This window comes from Chromatiales bacterium (assembly GCA_014323925.1).
Lineage (GTDB): Bacteria > Pseudomonadota > Gammaproteobacteria > Poriferisulfidales > Oxydemutatoraceae > SP5GCR1.
This window is the reverse complement of the sequence record JACONC010000004.1, coordinates 18,857-36,703: the sequence shown is the minus strand read 5'-3', so window position 1 is coordinate 36,703 and position 17,847 is coordinate 18,857. Positions and strand designations below refer to the sequence as shown.

Annotated in this window: 15 protein-coding genes; 4 read left to right on the top strand and 11 right to left on the bottom strand. The window is 41.6% G+C overall.

Going from position 1 to position 17,847, the window contains the following annotated elements; genetic code table 11:
* The first annotated feature begins 23 nt into the window (after positions 1-23).
* The 3 genes from GDA45_02765 (at position 24) to GDA45_02755 (ending at position 2,442) form a co-directional block, all read left to right on the top strand.
* Positions 24-443, top strand: a complete 420-nt coding sequence (locus GDA45_02765; GenBank protein MBC6413845.1) for a rubrerythrin — start codon at positions 24-26, stop codon at positions 441-443.
* Between the two features lie 65 nt (positions 444-508).
* Positions 509-1,843, top strand: a complete 1,335-nt coding sequence (locus tag GDA45_02760) for a Fe-S oxidoreductase (GenBank protein MBC6413844.1) — start codon at positions 509-511, stop codon at positions 1,841-1,843.
* Positions 1,844-1,860: 17 nt separating this feature from the next.
* The gene (locus GDA45_02755; protein MBC6413843.1) at positions 1,861-2,442 is read left to right on the top strand and encodes a DUF3501 family protein; all 582 of its coding nucleotides are present in this window, start codon (positions 1,861-1,863) and stop codon (positions 2,440-2,442) included.
* Here the strand turns inward: GDA45_02755 and GDA45_02750 are convergent.
* From GDA45_02750 to ccsA, 4 genes are read right to left on the bottom strand one after another with little or no spacing between them, the layout of a single operon-like run.
* On the bottom strand, positions 2,439-3,287 hold the full coding sequence (locus GDA45_02750; GenBank protein MBC6413842.1) for a formate dehydrogenase accessory sulfurtransferase FdhD: 849 nt from the start codon (positions 3,285-3,287) through the stop codon (positions 2,439-2,441). The genes GDA45_02755 and GDA45_02750 overlap by 4 nt on opposite strands.
* Positions 3,288-3,295: 8 nt before the next feature.
* Positions 3,296-5,770, bottom strand: coding sequence for an MMPL family transporter (locus GDA45_02745; GenBank protein MBC6413841.1), 2,475 nt, complete (start codon positions 5,768-5,770; stop codon positions 3,296-3,298).
* Positions 5,770-7,032 (bottom strand): HlyC/CorC family transporter, encoded by a 1,263-nt coding sequence (locus GDA45_02740; protein MBC6413840.1) that lies wholly within the window; start codon positions 7,030-7,032, stop codon positions 5,770-5,772. Before GDA45_02740 ends, GDA45_02745 begins: the two co-directional genes overlap by 1 nt.
* A gap of 28 nt (positions 7,033-7,060) precedes the next feature.
* Entirely contained in the window at positions 7,061-7,867 is an 807-nt protein-coding gene (gene ccsA / locus GDA45_02735) for a cytochrome c biogenesis protein CcsA (protein MBC6413839.1), read from the bottom strand.
* Between the two features lie 563 nt (positions 7,868-8,430).
* Here ccsA and GDA45_02730 point away from each other — a divergent pair.
* Positions 8,431-9,519, top strand: a complete 1,089-nt coding sequence (locus GDA45_02730; GenBank protein MBC6413838.1) for a glycosyltransferase family 25 protein — start codon at positions 8,431-8,433, stop codon at positions 9,517-9,519.
* A gap of 9 nt (positions 9,520-9,528) precedes the next feature.
* Here the strand turns inward: GDA45_02730 and GDA45_02725 are convergent, their stop codons facing one another.
* The 7 genes from GDA45_02725 to GDA45_02695 are packed head-to-tail and all read right to left on the bottom strand — an operon-like array spanning position 9,529 to position 17,813.
* The gene (locus GDA45_02725) at positions 9,529-10,080 is read right to left on the bottom strand and encodes a hypothetical protein (GenBank protein MBC6413837.1); all 552 of its coding nucleotides are present in this window, start codon (positions 10,078-10,080) and stop codon (positions 9,529-9,531) included.
* Positions 10,043-12,565: a leucine--tRNA ligase gene (locus GDA45_02720; GenBank protein ID MBC6413836.1), complete on the bottom strand. Its 2,523-nt coding sequence runs from the start codon at positions 12,563-12,565 to the stop codon at positions 10,043-10,045. Before GDA45_02720 ends, GDA45_02725 begins: the two co-directional genes overlap by 38 nt.
* On the bottom strand, positions 12,558-14,024 hold the full coding sequence (locus GDA45_02715) for a mannose-1-phosphate guanylyltransferase/mannose-6-phosphate isomerase (GenBank protein MBC6413835.1): 1,467 nt from the start codon (positions 14,022-14,024) through the stop codon (positions 12,558-12,560). Before GDA45_02715 ends, GDA45_02720 begins: the two co-directional genes overlap by 8 nt.
* The gene (gene lnt, locus GDA45_02710) at positions 14,021-15,538 is read right to left on the bottom strand and encodes an apolipoprotein N-acyltransferase (GenBank protein MBC6413834.1); all 1,518 of its coding nucleotides are present in this window, start codon (positions 15,536-15,538) and stop codon (positions 14,021-14,023) included. The genes GDA45_02715 and lnt overlap by 4 nt, the downstream gene beginning before the upstream one ends.
* Before the next feature lie 19 nt (positions 15,539-15,557).
* A complete protein-coding gene (locus GDA45_02705) occupies positions 15,558-16,394 on the bottom strand; it encodes a CBS domain-containing protein (protein ID MBC6413833.1) in 837 nt (278 codons plus the stop codon).
* The gene (gene ybeY / locus GDA45_02700) at positions 16,375-16,851 is read right to left on the bottom strand and encodes an rRNA maturation RNase YbeY (protein MBC6413832.1); all 477 of its coding nucleotides are present in this window, start codon (positions 16,849-16,851) and stop codon (positions 16,375-16,377) included. The genes GDA45_02705 and ybeY overlap by 20 nt, the downstream gene beginning before the upstream one ends.
* Positions 16,848-17,813, bottom strand: a complete 966-nt coding sequence (locus GDA45_02695; protein MBC6413831.1) for a PhoH family protein — start codon at positions 17,811-17,813, stop codon at positions 16,848-16,850. The genes ybeY and GDA45_02695 overlap by 4 nt, the downstream gene beginning before the upstream one ends.
* Positions 17,814-17,847: the final 34 nt, after the last annotated feature.

Genomic DNA, 17,847 nt, shown 5'->3' with positions numbered 1-17,847 from the left:
AACTTAATAGAGAGGATAGAAACATGGACTTAAAAGGTAGCCAAACAGAGGAAAATCTAAAAGCCGCTTTTTCTGGTGAATCACAAGCAAATAGACGCTATTTGTATTTTGCGGCTAAAGCAGATGTTGAAGGTTATAACGATGTATCTACGGTATTTCGTTCGACTGCTGAAGGAGAAACTGGTCACGCACACGGTCATCTGGAATATTTAGAGGTTTGTGGTGACCCGGCAACCGGCGAACCTATAGGCGACACTAGCGCTAATCTAAAAGCAGCTATTGCTGGTGAAACCCACGAATATACTGATATGTATCCAGGTATGGCTAAAACAGCACGAGAAGAGGGATTTGACGAGATAGCAGACTGGTTTGAAACCCTAGCCAAGGCTGAGCGCTCTCATGCAAATCGCTTTCAAAAAGCTTTAGATACCCTAAATAGCTAATCAACCCATAGTGATAACCGAGAGTCATCGCTCGGTTATCAACTTTTACAATCAAGCTAGCAAAAATGACAAATAAAAAGGTAGCTAATGGTATTGAAGGTGGGCTTGATGCACCTACTCGTCATCCTGTTCAGTGGGCAGAAAGTAGTTATTACGACGAAGATCTGCTCAATAAAGAGATGGAGAGGGTCTTTGATATATGCCATGGTTGCCGCCGATGCGTGAATCTATGCAGAGCTTTTCCGACTTTATTTGATTTAATAGACGAGTCGTCGACGATGGAGGTCGACGGCGTAGACAAGAAAGATTATACGAAGGTCGTAGATCATTGCTATATATGTGATATGTGCTTTATGAGCAAGTGTCCCTATGTACCGCCGCACGAATGGGAGGTAGACTTCCCGCATCTAATGTTACGGGCGAAAGCTGTTAAGCTCAAAAAAGGACAGACACCAAGACGGGATCGCCTAATCAGTTCAACCGATGCAATAGGTAAGTTGGCATCCATCCCGGTAGTGAACCAGGTTGTCAACGCGAGCCTATCTAGCAAAATGATGCGCAAGTCCTTTGAGGCGGTGCTAGCGGTAGATGCGAATGTTCGCTTGCCTCGTTATCATAGCCGTACTGCAAGCAAACGTTTTAACCATTCAAAACAAGAGCAGAAATCATCGACCAGCGATAAAGTTGCGTTATTCATTACTTGCTACGGTAATTATAACGACCCTGATTTAATCGCTGATATGATAGCTATCTGCGAGCATAACGAGATTGAATGCACGCTAGTTAAAGACACTGTATGTTGCGGCATGCCGAAGTTGGAAATAGGCGATTTAGAGAAAGTTACCAAACTAAAGCAAAAGAATATACCGCTTTTACTTCCTTATGTCGAAGCCGGCTATGATTTAATCACACCCATGCCATCGTGCAATTTGATGTTTAGAAAAGAACTGGCATTGATGTTTCCGCAAGATGAAGCCATCAAAAAAATACAAACGCATGTTTTTGATCCTTGTGAATACCTGATGATGAAACATCGACAAAAATCGCTCAATACAGATTTCAAAAATAACTTAGGCAAAGTCCTCTATCACGCAGCTTGCCATCAGCGCGTACAAAATATTGGAGCCAAAACTAAAGAATTACTCGAATTAATGCCTATAGCACAATTAGAAGTCATTGAGCGCTGCTCAGGGCATGACGGTGTCTATGGTGTGCGTTCGGAGACCTGCAATGCAGCGATAAAAATTGCTACACCTATATCCAAGAAAGCAGAAAAGATGGATGCCGATTATTTAGTCAGTGACTGCGTTTTAGCCGGACACCATATTGCCGGAAACTGTGCTAAAGATATTACCGTAAAGCACCCCTTCAGCTTACTACGAGAAGCATACAACCTATAGAGGACAGACAACAAACTATGAAAAAACTACAGCATTCTGATTTATATACCCTTGAAGCGTACGATAAAAAACGCTCTGCTATGCGTTCACAAATTATGCAGCATAAAAAAGCTCGCGTTGTACACTTGGGAAAACATATCAGCCTATATTTTGAAGACCGTCAAACCATACTCTATCAAATACAGGAGATGTTACGAGCAGAAAAGATATACACTGAGGATGGCATAGCCGAAGAGCTCGACACATATAATCCGCTAATCCCTGACGGCAGCAACTGGAAAGCAACGATGATGATAGAGTATAAAGATCCTAAGGAGCGAGCAGTATGGCTACAAAAACTAATTGGCGTAGAACGCCAGCTTTATCTACAAATAAACGATTTGGAGAAAGTCTATCCCATCGCTAATGAAGATTTGACTCGTGAAACCGCTGATAAAACTTCGGCAGTTCACTTTTTACGCTTTGAGTTGAGCGATGCAATGATTGCAGCTGTTAAAGAGGGTGCAGGCATTAATTTTTGTGTCGCACATCCCAATTATACTGCAGCAGTCGACATTGGTGCTGACACCACTGCCTCACTGGCCAACGATTTAGCTTAAGTTCTCCGACCTGCTGGTGGCGGAGTAGGGGAGGCGTCGTAGTTTATCTGCTCGTGCTTATGATAAACCAAGAATGCTTTGCCTTTGGCTCTGGCTATCATCATTACATTTAAGTCTTTGGCAAGCTGCAAGCCCATTTGTGTAATACCAGATCTAGACAACAAAATAGGAATACTCATGTGTGCGGTTTTCATAACGATTTCAGAGGTCAATCTGCCGGTGGTATAGAATATCTTATCTGTACCATCTATCTCTTCCAAGCACATCATCCCAGCGATGGCATCGGCAGCGTTATGTCTACCCACATCTTCAACGAAAGCTAAAATTTCAGTGTCTTTGCATAATGCACAGCCATGCACTGCACCGGCTGCCCTATATATTTCGTTATACAAAGTAATTTCTTTTAACAAGGCATAAATCGTCGATTGTTTAAGCTGTACATCAGCTAGTCTTTGATCGTATAGTTTATCCAATGTGCAGCTGAAAACAGTACCTTGCCCACAGCCGCTGGTAATGATCCGTTTTTTAAGTTTTTCCTGCCAATCCTTGATGGTATAAGCATCTTTTAGTTTAACCATCACTGCTTCTCGCTGCCAGTCTACTTCGACCGATGCAATATGATCGATATGCTCAACGAGCCGTTGATTACGCAAATAACCTATCGCTAATTCTTCAGGGTAGGTGCCTAGGGTCATTAAAGTGACCACCTCATGGCCATCTACGATTAGGGTGAGTGGTGATTCGCCGGCAATACTTACGACACGGTCCTGGTTGTATTGATCTTGTGCCTGCACGGAAAATGTAGGTGATAGGCGAGCATAAGTTCTGTGCAATTTTTTTTTCATACAATCATTTACTCTTTCATTGGTTTGAAAGCTAATAGTAGTGACGGCAATAAAATAAGCGCACCCAATAACGCGACCAGCATAGCCAGTCCGGTAAGCAAACCGAAATAAATCGTCGGATTAAAATTGGATAAGGATAAAATAGAAAATCCGGCAATAATGGTGACTGAAGTATAGTACATTGCGCGACCGATGCTGTTATGGCAACGTTTGATTACTGCTTGGTAATCGCGATCTTTCTGGTACTCTCTTTTGAATCGAACAATATAGTGTATCGTGTTGTCCACCGATATACCTATGCTAATTGCAGCAAGCATAATAGTCATCAAGTCCAGTGGTATCCCATACCATCCCATCAAACCCAAGACGAACGATGCCGAGAGAGCATTTGGAATAATTGCAATGGTAGCAAGAGGTAGCGACTTAAATAAGATGACAAACATTAGAAATATTACCGCTATTACCATTCCCAGAGTGAGAATTTGAGACTGATACAAGCTTTGTAGCATATTGTTATATAACACCAACATGCCAGAAAGCCTAAATTGATCCTCGTCGTACCCCCAACTGAGTAGTTGTTGCCTAGATTGTTCAATCAATGTCTTACGCTTTAGGTTTTTGTCAGAGTCAATGACACGCATACTGATACGAATCTCGTTACCATCTTCAGAGATGTAAGGCTCATACAGCACTTTTTTAATGTCACTCGGCAGTAGCCTACCTAGAAAAGCAATCTCAAAATCGTTGAGTTCTTTACCATCGTTCAATATCTCAGCAAGTTCCGCTAGAGTTGCCAACGACAACACTTTTCCAACTTCAGGTTTATTATCAAAATAATTGTGTATTTTTTTGATTTCCTGTATTTTTGCTGGACTCATCCAATAGTTCTGCAAGCTCTGTTCGTCAGCTAGGTAATCGGAGAATAAATCATCTTCCGGTGATTGCGTTAACGGTGGTGCATTATGCGCACGCTTAGGTGCTTTAAGCACTACATCAAACGGTGTGGTACCGCCTAGTTTGCGATCTATTTCCAACATTCCTTTATAAATCTCAGTATCCGTGCCGAAATAATCTATAAAACGATTTTCAACTTCCAAACGGTTCATACCTGTAGCACTCCCTATTGCTATCAGTACCGATACCCCAATAATCGGCAGATAATGCTTACGACTTAAATTTGAAAAAGCATTGGTTATTTTATAAGTAAAGTCTTTTTCGGTATGTATGTCATTTTTCTTTGTCAAACATACGAAACTCGGGAATAGGGTGAACACGACAATGAATAACACAACAATACCGATAGTCATAATATAACCGAAGTCTATAACTGGACGTATACCGCTGACCAGCAATGAAATAAAGGCGACAATAGTGGTCAATGCTGCGTATAAGCACGGTGTATACATAAAATGCACGGTTTGTTTGGCGAGTTCTCGCATGTCGGCAGTCGGCTGTTGGATTTGTAATTCACGTAGTCGCACCAGCAAGTGCATGACCATAGACATTGTAATAATCATCAGGAGTGAAGCAAAATTAGCTGAAATTACACTAACTCGCTGATCTATTAAAGCTAACAATCCCATGGTTGCAATCGCCGACACTAGTGCACACATCATCGCAACGACAATTGATCGTATATTGCGAAAAATAATACCCAGTAGGATAATCAAAAATAAAATTATTGCACTACCGAAAACGAGCATATCGTTTTTTATCATAGCTATCATATCTGTGACTATCATCGGCAAGCCACCTAGAAATAGCCGATTATCTTCCTGATAACGCGCTATCGCTTGGCGAACTTGCATCGTTGTATTAATTTCTCTTTCGGTATAGGTAGGCTGATACTCCTTAAACGCGTGCTCGGCAGCAGCAAGCGCTTGAGGAGAATAATCGTCACCGCTATATTTCAGTGCTCGCAGTCGTTCTCGCTCTGATAATAATGCTTTGTAGCGCGTATCCTCCTCCAGATAGGCAAGCAACATAGCAGTGCTACCGTCGGCGCTCAATAGTAAGTTTTTATACAGCGGGCTATTTTTAAATTCTTGCTTTGCGAGTTCTAAATCGACACCTTCGCTTTCTACGGTTCTATACTGTTCGGACAGTTCGCTGAGCCGGAGTGTTGGGCTTTGCAATAAGGGTACATCTAATAACGATAAGACCGTTTTTATGCCTGGAATATCAGTAATATCGTCTGCTAGACGGCGCATCTCGACAAGTGTTTGTTTATCAAATAATCGCCGAGGCGCTAACGGTTTATAAGTAATTGCAAGGAAGTTACTGGTACCGTAACGAGCAATCAAAGAACGATAGTATTTGAGATCCTCGTCGTTCTCCAACACCAGAGAATCGGCCGATGCATCCACCTTAAAGCCACCTAGCTGACTGGCAAGCGATATGAATACGATAGATAGTACGAGCAATATTATGGCCGGCCGCTTGAATATTAGAAAATCGTAGCAGCGTTTGATTGTTTTGTTCATTATACTTTTTCTATGGATGGTAATATCTTTACTATCTTCACTGCGTTTTTGTGAGTTTTAATCACTTCAAAAGGGTGTTTGTCTATCAACACACAGGTTGCTGATTCGGGTATGAGTTCTAAATACTCCAAGACCAAACCGTTGATAGTTTTAGGACCACTCTCGTTGAGGCTCCAACCCATTGTTTTATTCAATTCTCTCACATAGCAACCACCGTCGACGATTACACTGCCATCTGCTCGTTGCGCAATCATGGTATCGTAGGTCTTAGGATCATTGGTAAACTCGCCGATAATTTCCTCTAACAAATCTTCCATAGTCGCCAGACCTTGGACTTCGCCAAATTCGTTTGTGACTAGCGCAACCCGCCGGCGCTTTTTTTTGAAAGCAATCAAAGTTTCATTTAGCGAAGTATGCTCAGTGATAAAGTAGGGGGCTCGTGCCATTTTCTTTAGTGTATCGGCAGTGATGTCTTGGTGATTTATCGATAAGAAGTTACGGGTATGCAAAATGCCGATAATGTTGTCTATCGTCCCGTCGCACAGTGGTATGCGTGTGTAGATTGCGCTATATATATTTTTCTCTATTTGTTCAATCGGGTCAGCTATGTTTATCGCATAGATCTCCGAACGCGGCACCATGATATCAATAACCGTTCTTTTCTCTAAATCTAGTATACCTAGTAACATATTGCGATATTCACTCGGAATATGTTTACCTGCAGTCACCACTGCGGTGCGTAGTTCTTCACGGCTGAGTGCTTCCACAGCACTAATATTTTGCTTGATACCGAGTAATTTTAGTAGGTTATTGGTAATTAGATTACTGAACCTAATAAAAGGGTAAAGCACTATGCGCAAGATCGTATATATGCGTCCAGCGATGGCTGCGAGTCTATCTGGGTGTAATACGGCGATCGTTTTAGGTGTCATCTCAGCGAATATCAATAGTACAAAGGTGAGTACAAATGCTGCAATAGCAATACCTATTTCGCCGTAGACGAGATAGCCGATATAAGCTGCGAGCTGCGCTATTATAATATTGACTAAATTATTTCCCAGTAAAATCAATGCAATAAGCTGATCAGGCTTTTCGAGTAGCTTCAATACCTTGCGCGCATCTTTAGAGCCTTCTTTGGCACGATGCATCAACCGATAACGGTTGGCTGCCATGAGAGCAGTCTCTGAACCAGAAAAAAATGCTGATAAAAATAATAGTACAAAAATTATTAGAAGCAATATGTAGATAGGGATGTCTTCCAAGATGCTTAAACCTTTATCTTAAATTGTTTTAAATTCTGTCTAGTACCACTTCTAAAACGAATTGGCTACCTAGGTAACCTAATGCCAACAGTCCAGTAGCGGTGAGTACTAAACTCACCGCAGTATTAGTGCGCCATCCATACAGTTGTTTACCAATGATAACGATACCGAATACGATCCAAGCCATAAACGATAGCACAGTCTTGTGTACTAGATGCTGAGCAAATAAGTCGTGGTGATAAATCCAGCCGCTAATCAATCCTATCGTTAATAATACGACTCCGATTTTTAATAGTGCAAATAGAAAAGTCTCCATTGCATCCAGTGTCGGTAATGTCGATATCAAATTATATTTAGATTTATATTTTAGCTTTAAGTATTTAATTTGACGATATATTGCCAATGCTTGAATACTTGCAACCAGAAACAAGCTGTAGGCCAACAGCGACGATACGATATGCAACTTTATGCCGGGTACAATATCACTACTGACTAGGCTGTCAGAAGTCTCTATAGGCGTTAACAAAACGCATAAAGCCGTTAAAGGTAGGATTATGGCACCTATAATAGAAATTGCTTGGCGTAAACAAACGATCAGCAGAATCGCTGAAACGAGTAAGGCTGATAAAGAAATCTCATTAAATAACGACAATTTAATACCTTGCGGAGTAATCATCTCGGATGCCAGCATACTCCCATGTCCGAGTATTGCAATGAACCAGAGAGTGAGCGTGATCTTATCTGGTGAACCTCGCTGAGTGCGCGCATTGCTCCAGAGCAAATACGCTACCACTAAGTATAAAGTTATAGAACTGAGGCTGAGAATTAGTGTCATTATCTATTTAGATATTACGATATCGTGATTATCATAAGCTAATTATAGACCAATAGGCAAGTATGCATAATTTTCTCGAATATAAGCACGCTAAAACACGCCATGAAAAATTTCTACCTCTATGCTTATAAGGTTTTTGCTTATAGGGTTTTTACCTATAGAGTTTTTGCCTATAGAGTTTTTAAGTACCTAGCATGTTGTATAATGCCAAATACCTAGAACTCAGTAGAACAGGATCCTATCTAAACTAAGTAGTGCGTGTATGTAGTTATAGAAGGTAGCAGCTGCGGCACTTTAGGGCGAGTATTCAATCGGACGGCTACGGTATTTCTAGGTTGCGTATGCCAATTACCGAATTACCGACTAATTTATGATTTAACATAAATTTCTAGAAGTGTGCGTATGCCAAATTACCGACCAATTTATGACTTAACATAAATTTCTAGGTGTGCGTGTGCTAAATTACCTATCGATTTATGATTTAACATAAATTTCTAGGTGTGCGTGTGCTAAATTACCTATTGATTTATGATTTAACATAATATATATTATGCGAATAATTGATGAAAGAGCAAATTCCTATTTATGTCATTAGCTTGAGCCGTACGCCTGAGCGTCAGATACATATCAGAAGGCAGTTTCAGAAGCTACATTCTTTCGGGCTGCAATATCAATTTGTTGAAGCGATTGATAAACATCATTTAGATTCTAAGGCGTATCGTTCTCAGCTCGCCAAGTCATTAGAGATTGATCAGACGATACTGGAAAGTAACTATGCCAGAGCTGATTCTAAAATCGGCAGGACCAAAGGCCAATTAGCTGTCACATTGAGCCATATAAAAATTTATAATTTGATGATTAAGAACAACCATTCCGAAGTGTGCGTATTAGAAGATGATGCTATTTTGCTGCCGACTTTTCCTATCGTACTGAAAGTCGCCTCCGAACTATCGTGGGATATCCTCCAGCTGGCGCATCAACCCTCTGTTCGATATATACGTGAAATTTTAGATATGTATGTTTTCTGCTGTAACTTCCGCTGGGACTTGCGCGGTAATTTTTACTCGTTTGTGCTAGTTCTATTGCGATGTTTGATCAGAAGCTGCACTAGAGTAAATAAAAATAACATGCAGCGCGCTATTGCATTCTATGGGTTTGATGATCAGCTGCAATTGAATCATTCAAAAAAGATACTAAGAATACTAGACACCTACCAACTTCAGTATCGAAAGCTCACCATAAAAACCATTTTTCTACTCATCGTAGAGACTATTAGATTTTTGACTATGAAAGCGACTAGGCAATCTTATCATCGCTCGCCGAAGATAGTAGAAATGGAGACAAGTTATAATCTATTAAATGTATACACTGCTATTAAGCTGGGTGTAGCAACCGAAAAGAATTCTCATATATATGCAGACGATAATTTTAACATCGCGCGCCCTGCGCATCCTTGTCTTTCATCCACTGCTTATCTAGTAAGGCAGTCTGCAGCCGTTAAATGGAAACAAGAAGCTCTAGCTGAAAACAAATTGGCACTGGATCAAATACCTGAGCAACTAAAAAATAAGCAAGTGCAACAGTATTTAGTGAGCCCACCGTGTGTATCGGCAACTTACAATTTCTTAAAAAGTTCTTCTATAAAGCTATGATGCTAAAATCTAAATACGGTTAGTCAATGAGCGCAGTTGGTTAATTAATTTTGTACTCAGATCTTTATTAAGAAAAGCTAAGGCCCGTTTCTTTTCATTTAAGCTAATAGACACATGCTGCGGATAATAGGTATAAGTCGCCTCAGATTGTATCGATTGCGCCGCATATTCATTGCCGTCTACAATGACCGAAAAATCTAGCTTAGCAGTTAATAAATATTCCCGTACCTTAGCATCATCGCCGATGATGATCGCATATTGCTTTATATCTTTGTTTTTGACGATGATTCTGGTGGTTGCAGATTCCGCGGTCGTCACGCTGATACGGTATAAAGATGCATCATTCTTGAGCTGTATGTTAAATGCATCGTATCTGGGTATACCTTCAATGGATATAGTCTTCATCAAAGGAGAAAACAATTGTTCGTCATCGCTAATGCCGCTTAGGCGATAACCGCATCCAGCGATGGTTGTAACAATAGATAGTAATACTATCGTTGCAAAACACCAACTACGGTTGATATCACTGACATACAAAATTGATGATTTTATCTTTGACATAGATAACTTTGCTGGGTGTCACGCCGTTCATGTATTTACGAATTTTATTATCAGATAAGGCCAATTCCTTTATGCTTGCTTCATCAGTACCTCGCACAACATTCAATCTAGCTCTTAACTTACCGTTGATTTGCACGATGACATCACACCTATCGGCTTGTAAAAATTCGGTCTGATAGTGCGGCCACGGACAATCTATCAAAGGTGTGTCGTGCCCTAAATGTTGCCATAAATGATGCATAATATGCGGCGCAATCGGCGACAGCATTTTAACGATCGCTTCGTAGCCTTCTCGCTTTAATTGATATGCATCGGCAGATTGACTATCAAACTTATCCAGAGCATTGCTGAGTTCCATATTTGCAGCAATCGCAGTATTAAAAGATTGGCGTCTGTCGTAATCATCGCTGACTTTAGCAATGGTCTTATGGATAAGATGTTGCATGCTGTAAAATTCGGTATTTCTCGGCACAATGTTTTCAGTAGGTTGCGCTCGTATATGGACATTAATCTGTCGCCACAGACGTTTCAGAAATCTATGCGCACCCTCAACACCAGAGTCTGACCACTCCAAAGATTTTGTAGGTGGTGCTGCGAACATAATAAATAAACGTACGGTGTCGGCGCCGTATTTATCAATCAGATCATTCGGGTCTACGGTATTGCCTTTTGATTTAGACATTTTCATCCCCCCTTTTAATACCATACCTTGTGTCAATAAACGCTTAAATGGTTCATTCTTAAAATTATCAGGCAGCTTATCCAGTAACCCTAAGTCTCGCATCAAACGATAGAAAAAGCGTGCGTATAGCAAATGCAATATGGCATGTTCTATGCCACCCACATATTGATCTACTGGCATCCAGTAAGCTGTTTCTTCATCCAACATCGCAGTGTCATTATGCGGACAAGTAAACCGTGCATAGTACCAGCTAGATTCAACAAAAGTATCAAAAGTATCCACCTCGCGCTGGCAGGTGTCGGTCACTCTATAAAAATCTGCTCTTTGCGATAATGGTGATATATCTATGTTAGATTGCTGCGTGTTTGAAGCCGTGTCATTTTTGAAAAACCCTTCGGTCTCAGTTAATGACGCACTGTCTCTTACAGTTGCCGACGGTAATATGACTGGCAAATCATCGTCGTTGACTGCACGATACTCGTTCTTTTCGTATACAACTGGTATGGGTACTCCCCAATATCTTTGTCGCGATACTCCCCAATCCTTAAGCCGGTATTGTATCGTTTCTCGTCCTTTGCCTATTGCTTTTAAGTCTAATAATATTGCATCAAAAGCCTGCTGGTAACGCATACCGTCGTACTTTCCAGAATTGCATAAAATACCATGTTCGGTAAAAGCTTTCTCTGCTAAGCAAACACTATCACCATTACTCGGCTTAATGACCTGGCGTATAGGTAACTGATAAGTTTTTGCAAACTCCCAGTCACGCTGGTCGTGTGCTGGCACTGACATAATAGCTCCGCTACCGTATTCAATCAAAACAAAATTGGCACACCAGACCGGCAAAGATTCTCCGCTAATCGGGTGTATTGCTCGCAAACCAGTATCTATTCCTATCTTGTCATAAGTCATAGCAGTTGATTCAGTAGTCGGTCTACGATGGCATTTTTCTATCAATTCAGCGAGCATCGGTGAGCGTTTTGCTGCTTGCAATGCCATCGGATGTTCTGCTGCGATTGCCAGATAACTGACTCCCATCAAAGTGTCCGGGCGAGTGGTGAAAACATCTAAGCTACCCCGATAATCAGCTAGATCGAATTGGATATTGATACCACGAGAACGGCCGATCCAGTTGCGCTGCATTTGCTTAACTTGCTCAGGCCAATCACCAAGCGCATCTAAACCAGTGAGTAGTTGTTCAGCATAATCGCTAATTTTCAAATACCACTGAGAGATTTTTTTACGCTCTATGGGTGCACCTGATCGCCATCCTTTGCCATCTACGACTTGTTCGTTTGCCAATACTGTTTGATCTATCGGATCCCAATTGACCCACCCTTCTTTACGATAAGCGATGCCTTTTTCTAATAACTTACCAAACAACCACTGTTCCCAGCGGTAATAACTTGGGTCACAAGTTGCCAACTCCCTATTCCAGTCATACGCCAAACCGAGTCGCTTTAACTGCGCTCGCATGTGGATGATATTGTTATGCGTCCAATCAGCCGGCGAAGTCTTGTTTTTTCTGGCAGCATTTTCAGCGGGTAAGCCAAACGCATCCCAACCCATAGGCTGCAAGACATTTTTACCAAGCATGCGTTGATAGCGGCTAATTGTATCGGCGATGGTGTAATTTCTAATATGTCCCATGTGCAAGCTACCACTCGGATAAGGGAACATCGCTAAGCAATAGAATTTTTCTCGTTGAGGATCTGCTTTAACATTGAAGTAGTGATTTTCGTCCCAGAATTTTTGGACTTCTACTTCTAATTTATGCGCATCGTAGTCTTCTATGTCATTCATTGACGCGTCCGTAGTTATCTTCATAACGCTCAATATCATCTTCGCCTAAGTATTCACCACACTGCACTTCTATCAAATGCAGAGGTTCGGTTGCCTGATTCTCTAATCTATGTTTTGCTCCTATAGGGATATAGACCGATTGATTGACTTGTAAATTGAGTATTTGTGCGTTCAGAGTTACTACGGCACAACCTTTTACAACCACCCAGTGCTCAGCCCTCTTTTTATGGCTTTGCAGTGATAGCTGTTGTCCTGGATTTACAATAATCCGCTTGACTTGGAAGTTTTCTCCTATATCTATCGATTCATAAGACCCCCATGGGCGATATACTTTGGTGTGTAAATCGCTTTCACTATAGCCTTCCATTCTGAGTGTATCGACTATTTGTTTGACTTCTTGGCCACGCGAGCGATCGGCTATGAGTAGCGCATCTTTGGTTTCGGCGACGAGATGGTTATCAATTCCTAGGCAGACGACGAGTTTATTATCTGCATAAACTATATTATCTTTGCAATCTTGAACGACTATGTTACCTTCACCGCTCAATCGATTGCCATTGGCATCGCTATTTTGAGTCTCCGATAATGCCTGCCATGAACCTAAGTCAGACCAATGAATGTCTATAGGACATAGACAAATATTTTTAACGCACTCCATTATTGCATAATCTATAGATATATCTGGACTTTGCTTAAAATATTGAGCTGCAGGGTTGATAATATTATATCCTTCGATTATCCCGGTCTCGCTCTCGGCTGCTGCCCTCTCGCACGCATCGTAGATCTGCGATTGATGCTCTCTTAGTGCCGCTAAATAATGTTTTGGAGTAAAAACAAAAATGCCGCTATTCCAATAGTGTAGCCCTGTTTTAATATATTCTTCGGCAGTTTCTTGAGCTGGTTTCTCAACAAATTTATCAACTGCTTTAAGCCGCACATTGGTTTGTAGTTCCTGCTCGTCTGTCGATATCTCGCTCTGTTTGATTTTTATATAGCCGTAGCCGGTCTCTGATCGTATAGCTTTAATGCCGAAAGCTATAAAATAATTTTCCGTAGCACGGATTAATGTGTCGTCAATACAGCCAGCGAATTTATTGCCTTCCATATAATGATCCGAAGGTAGTATCAGCATAGCTGTATTTTGAAATTGTCTTTGTATCCAAAAGCTCGCCAACGCAATAGCCGGTGCAGTATTACGCGATTCGGGTTCGGCAATTATCGTACAGTTCTCTAATTTCATAGAGCGCAAGCGATCCATCACCATGAAACGATGTGCTTCGTTGCAAACCACGACGATATGTTTCGGCTGCAAAGGCATTATTCGCTCTAAAGTTTGGGTGAATAGATCCTTACCGTTGAATAGTGGAATAAACTGTTTGGGGTAATATCGGCGAGATAAAGGCCACAGGCGAGTACCCGCCCCTCCACTTAGTATGACAGGAATGCATTCTGTTTTCATTCTGATAGTTCCTTAGTTTTTTTAGTTGCCGGCAGTGCGGCGAACCATGCTACGAGCAACGATACGATAACCCATAGCATTATTGGTGTGTCGCGCCATTGCATATAGGGTGTGCTCTCTTCTCTAATAGCGATATTGTGACTAATAGAGTCCATTTCAAATAATCCACTGCGTGCAACAATGCGTCCACGATAATCGATGATCGCAGATATACCAGTATTGGTTGCTCGTACCATGTACCGCTCGCTTTCGGCAGAGCGTACCCGTGCCATTTGTAGCATCTGATACGGTGCCAAAGAATCACCAAACCACGAGTCGTTGCTAACATTAACAAGAAAATTAGCGGCGGGTAAACTATCAGCTACATCACTGCCAAAAGCAACTTCGTAGCAGATAGAGACACCTGCGTTATGGTCACCTATCGTCAAATTGGGACGCATATCCATCGAATGTAAATCTGACATAGGAATTATAATCCACTTTGAAAATATCTCAAATACCGACCGCATCGGGATATACTCCCCAAAAGGTACTAATCGTTGTTTGTGATAGAAATGATTGTCGTTGACATTCATCAAGCTATTATAACGCTTGCCCTGCACTTTATCTCGGTAGAAAATGCCGGTCAACAATACAGCTTTGTCTTTTAACTGCTCTCGTAAAGAGACCAATTGTCTGTCTAGCATATCAGCATAGAGCGGGATAGCGGTCTCTGGCCAGACAATCAAATCGTCGTCTATATGCGCTCTGCTCATATCCACATAACGGTTCATTAACTTATCAAAATAAGGCTTGTCAAACTTCAGTTGTTGAGGAATATTAGCCTGTATCACTGATGCTTTTAACGCATACTGAGTCGCACTCGTCCATTCTATCAGCTGCAATGCTGTCGAGGCTGATAAAAGCAATCCAACGCTACCACCGAATAGTATTCTAGTAGTTGCTGGTAGCTGTAAAAAATAAACGATGCTGGCCGCACATAGCGCAATAACGGCACTACCGCCTAGCACTCCCAAAATTGGCAAAATGCCGCGCCACGGTGTATCAACAATGGCTTGTCCCAATAAATTCCATGGAAATCCAACCGCTAGTGTAATCTTGCTCCATTCCATCAACACCCATGTTGCCGGAAAAATTATTAGATATAACCACCCTTTAGAATAATAGCGGCGAAGCCAAGCAAGCCCTGCTGCCAGCAAGGCGGTAAATAACGATAGAATAGCTGCAAATATTATCGTTGCCAATACTGCAAGAAATACTGGCGCTTGACCGTAATCGTGGAGGCTGTAATAAATCCAGTAGCTACTTCCGAGCATATAACTAAAGCCGAATGCCGCTCCGCACTTAAATGCTACTCTAGGATTGTGTTGCAGCCAGTTATGCAATACGCAGGCTAGTGCCAAAACGGCAATCGCATACCAAGACCACGGGGCAAAAGCCAAAATCATTGCCCCACCGGCAACTAGATTAAGCATATAGCTAAAATGATGATTGGCGATTAAAGAAGAAATCACATCGTATGTATGAGCAAAATTAACTGATCTTTTTAACCTCTAACATCTCAACGCGACGCGTATTTGTTTTGCTTACTCTAAGCAGTAGGCCTTCTATCTCTATGCTCTCGTCTTGACCAGGTATATGTCCTAGACGCTCGGTCACTGTGCCACCTATGGTTATTTCTTTGCTACGAATTTTCACCGTAAAATAGCGATTGAAATAATCTATCGGCGTGGATGCTTGCACTGTATAATTGCGATCGCCGTGATTATAAATATAGTGTTCGTGCTGAATGTCGTGCTCGTCGCTGATATCACCGACGATTTGTTCCAGTACATCCTCAATAGTGACTAAGCCACACACCCCACCATATTCATCTACTACTACAGCCATATGGTTCCGATTCTTACGAAATTCGGTCAATAATATATTCAGGCGTTTGCTGTCCGGTATAAGCGCTGGTTGTCTAATATAATCGTCTAAGTGTAAATCGTCTTGTTGGTCTTTCAATACCGACAATAAATCCTTGGCCAGCAAGATACCTCTAATATCATCCAGATCATCCTCAATAATTGGAAAACGGGAATGTCCGCTACTAATCACTGTATCAACAATATCCTCCAACTTAGATTTATACGATATATAGATCATCTTCGAGCGCGGCACCATGACCTCTCGCACATGCATCTTACTAACATTAAAGATGCCTTTGATCATAGGTAGTGTATAGGCATTCAGTAACTGATTGTCATCAGCCTGCTTTATAAGTTCTAGTGCGGTTGGCAAATCTGTAGACTTCTTGAACAGCAGACTCTTAAGCAATGAAATATATGGCTTTGACCAACGCATGCGATTATCTATTTTCAATTGCATATCGTTCAGATAACCACGGGTCAGGGAACCCCAAAGCTATCATGGTTTTACTTTCCTGCGCTTCCATTACACTAGCACTCGCTTCAGTTTTATGACTGTAGCCCTGCAAATGCAACAGTGCGTGTATAAATAAATGTGCCCAATGAGAGAGCACTGGTTTATCCTGCTGTTGCGCTTCTAGCACGATGGTTGGGGCAGCCATCACTATATCTCCCAGATAATTCGGTTGGTCAGGGGTCTCAGTGGTAAATGGAAAGGATAGTACATTGGTCGCTCGATCTAGCTGCCGAAAATATTGATTAAGCTGTCGGCTTTCTGAGTTATCTACGATGCGCACCCCGACTTCGCTAGATTTGTCTAATACTGTTGCTGCCCATTGATAAAAACTCTCTAAATCTGGAATATTGTCCGGCTTGCAAGCACGAGATGCAAATTGTATATGCACTTGAGGTTTCATTGATGCCTCCCTTGCTCATCGTATGCGTCGATGATCTTGCGCACCAATGGATGGCGGATTATATCTTCGGCTTCCAATCTATTGATCGCTATACCCGGTATATTTTTGAGTAACGGCAATGCATGCACAAAACCAGAAATCTGTGATTTAGGTAGATCTACCTGTGTTATATCGCCGGCGATTATACTTTTAGAACCAAAGCTAATACGCGTTAAAAACATTTTCATCTGTTCAATCGTCGTGTTCTGCGCCTCATCTAAAATGATAAAGGAATTAGCCAATGAGCGGCCACGCATGTAGGCGAGTGGTGCAATCTCTATCGTACCATTGTCAATAAAACGACTGACTCTATCAATGCCTATAAATTCGTGCAGAGCATCGTAGACTGGCTTTAAGTAAGGATCTATTTTTTGCGTTAGATCACCGGGCAGGAATCCTAGGTTCTCTCCTGCTTCAACCGCCGGCCTCACCAGTATTAATCTATCTACTCCACCACATTCCAATATCTCAATCGCTTTAGCCACAGCCAAGTAGGTTTTACCAGTGCCAGCTGGGCCGAAGACTAAATTCAAATCGTAGCAATGCATATTTTTCATATACAAGCGTTGGTTTTTTCCTTGTGCTTTGATTTTCTTTTGTTTGGTTTTAATCTCCATCTGTTCTTCGTCCATGCCACGCTTGGCATCTGCTATAGCGCTTTGTTGCAGACTCATATGAATATCGTTTACGGTTAATTCTTTGTCGGCTTTCTCGTAGAGTTTTTTTAATAAATAGGCAGCTACCTGTCTAGAACGCGCTTCACCGCGAATCGAAAATTTATTACCACGGTGGCTGATATACACTCCGAAGTGCTGCTCTAGTTGCTCGATGTGCTCGTTCAGAGGACCGCAAAGGCTTGCGATTCGTGAAAGGTTGGCAGGCTCCAAAACAATGAGTTCCGAATTACCTAGTTGAGTGTCCAAAGGGTTTTATAATCTCCTAATCAAGCGTGGTTCC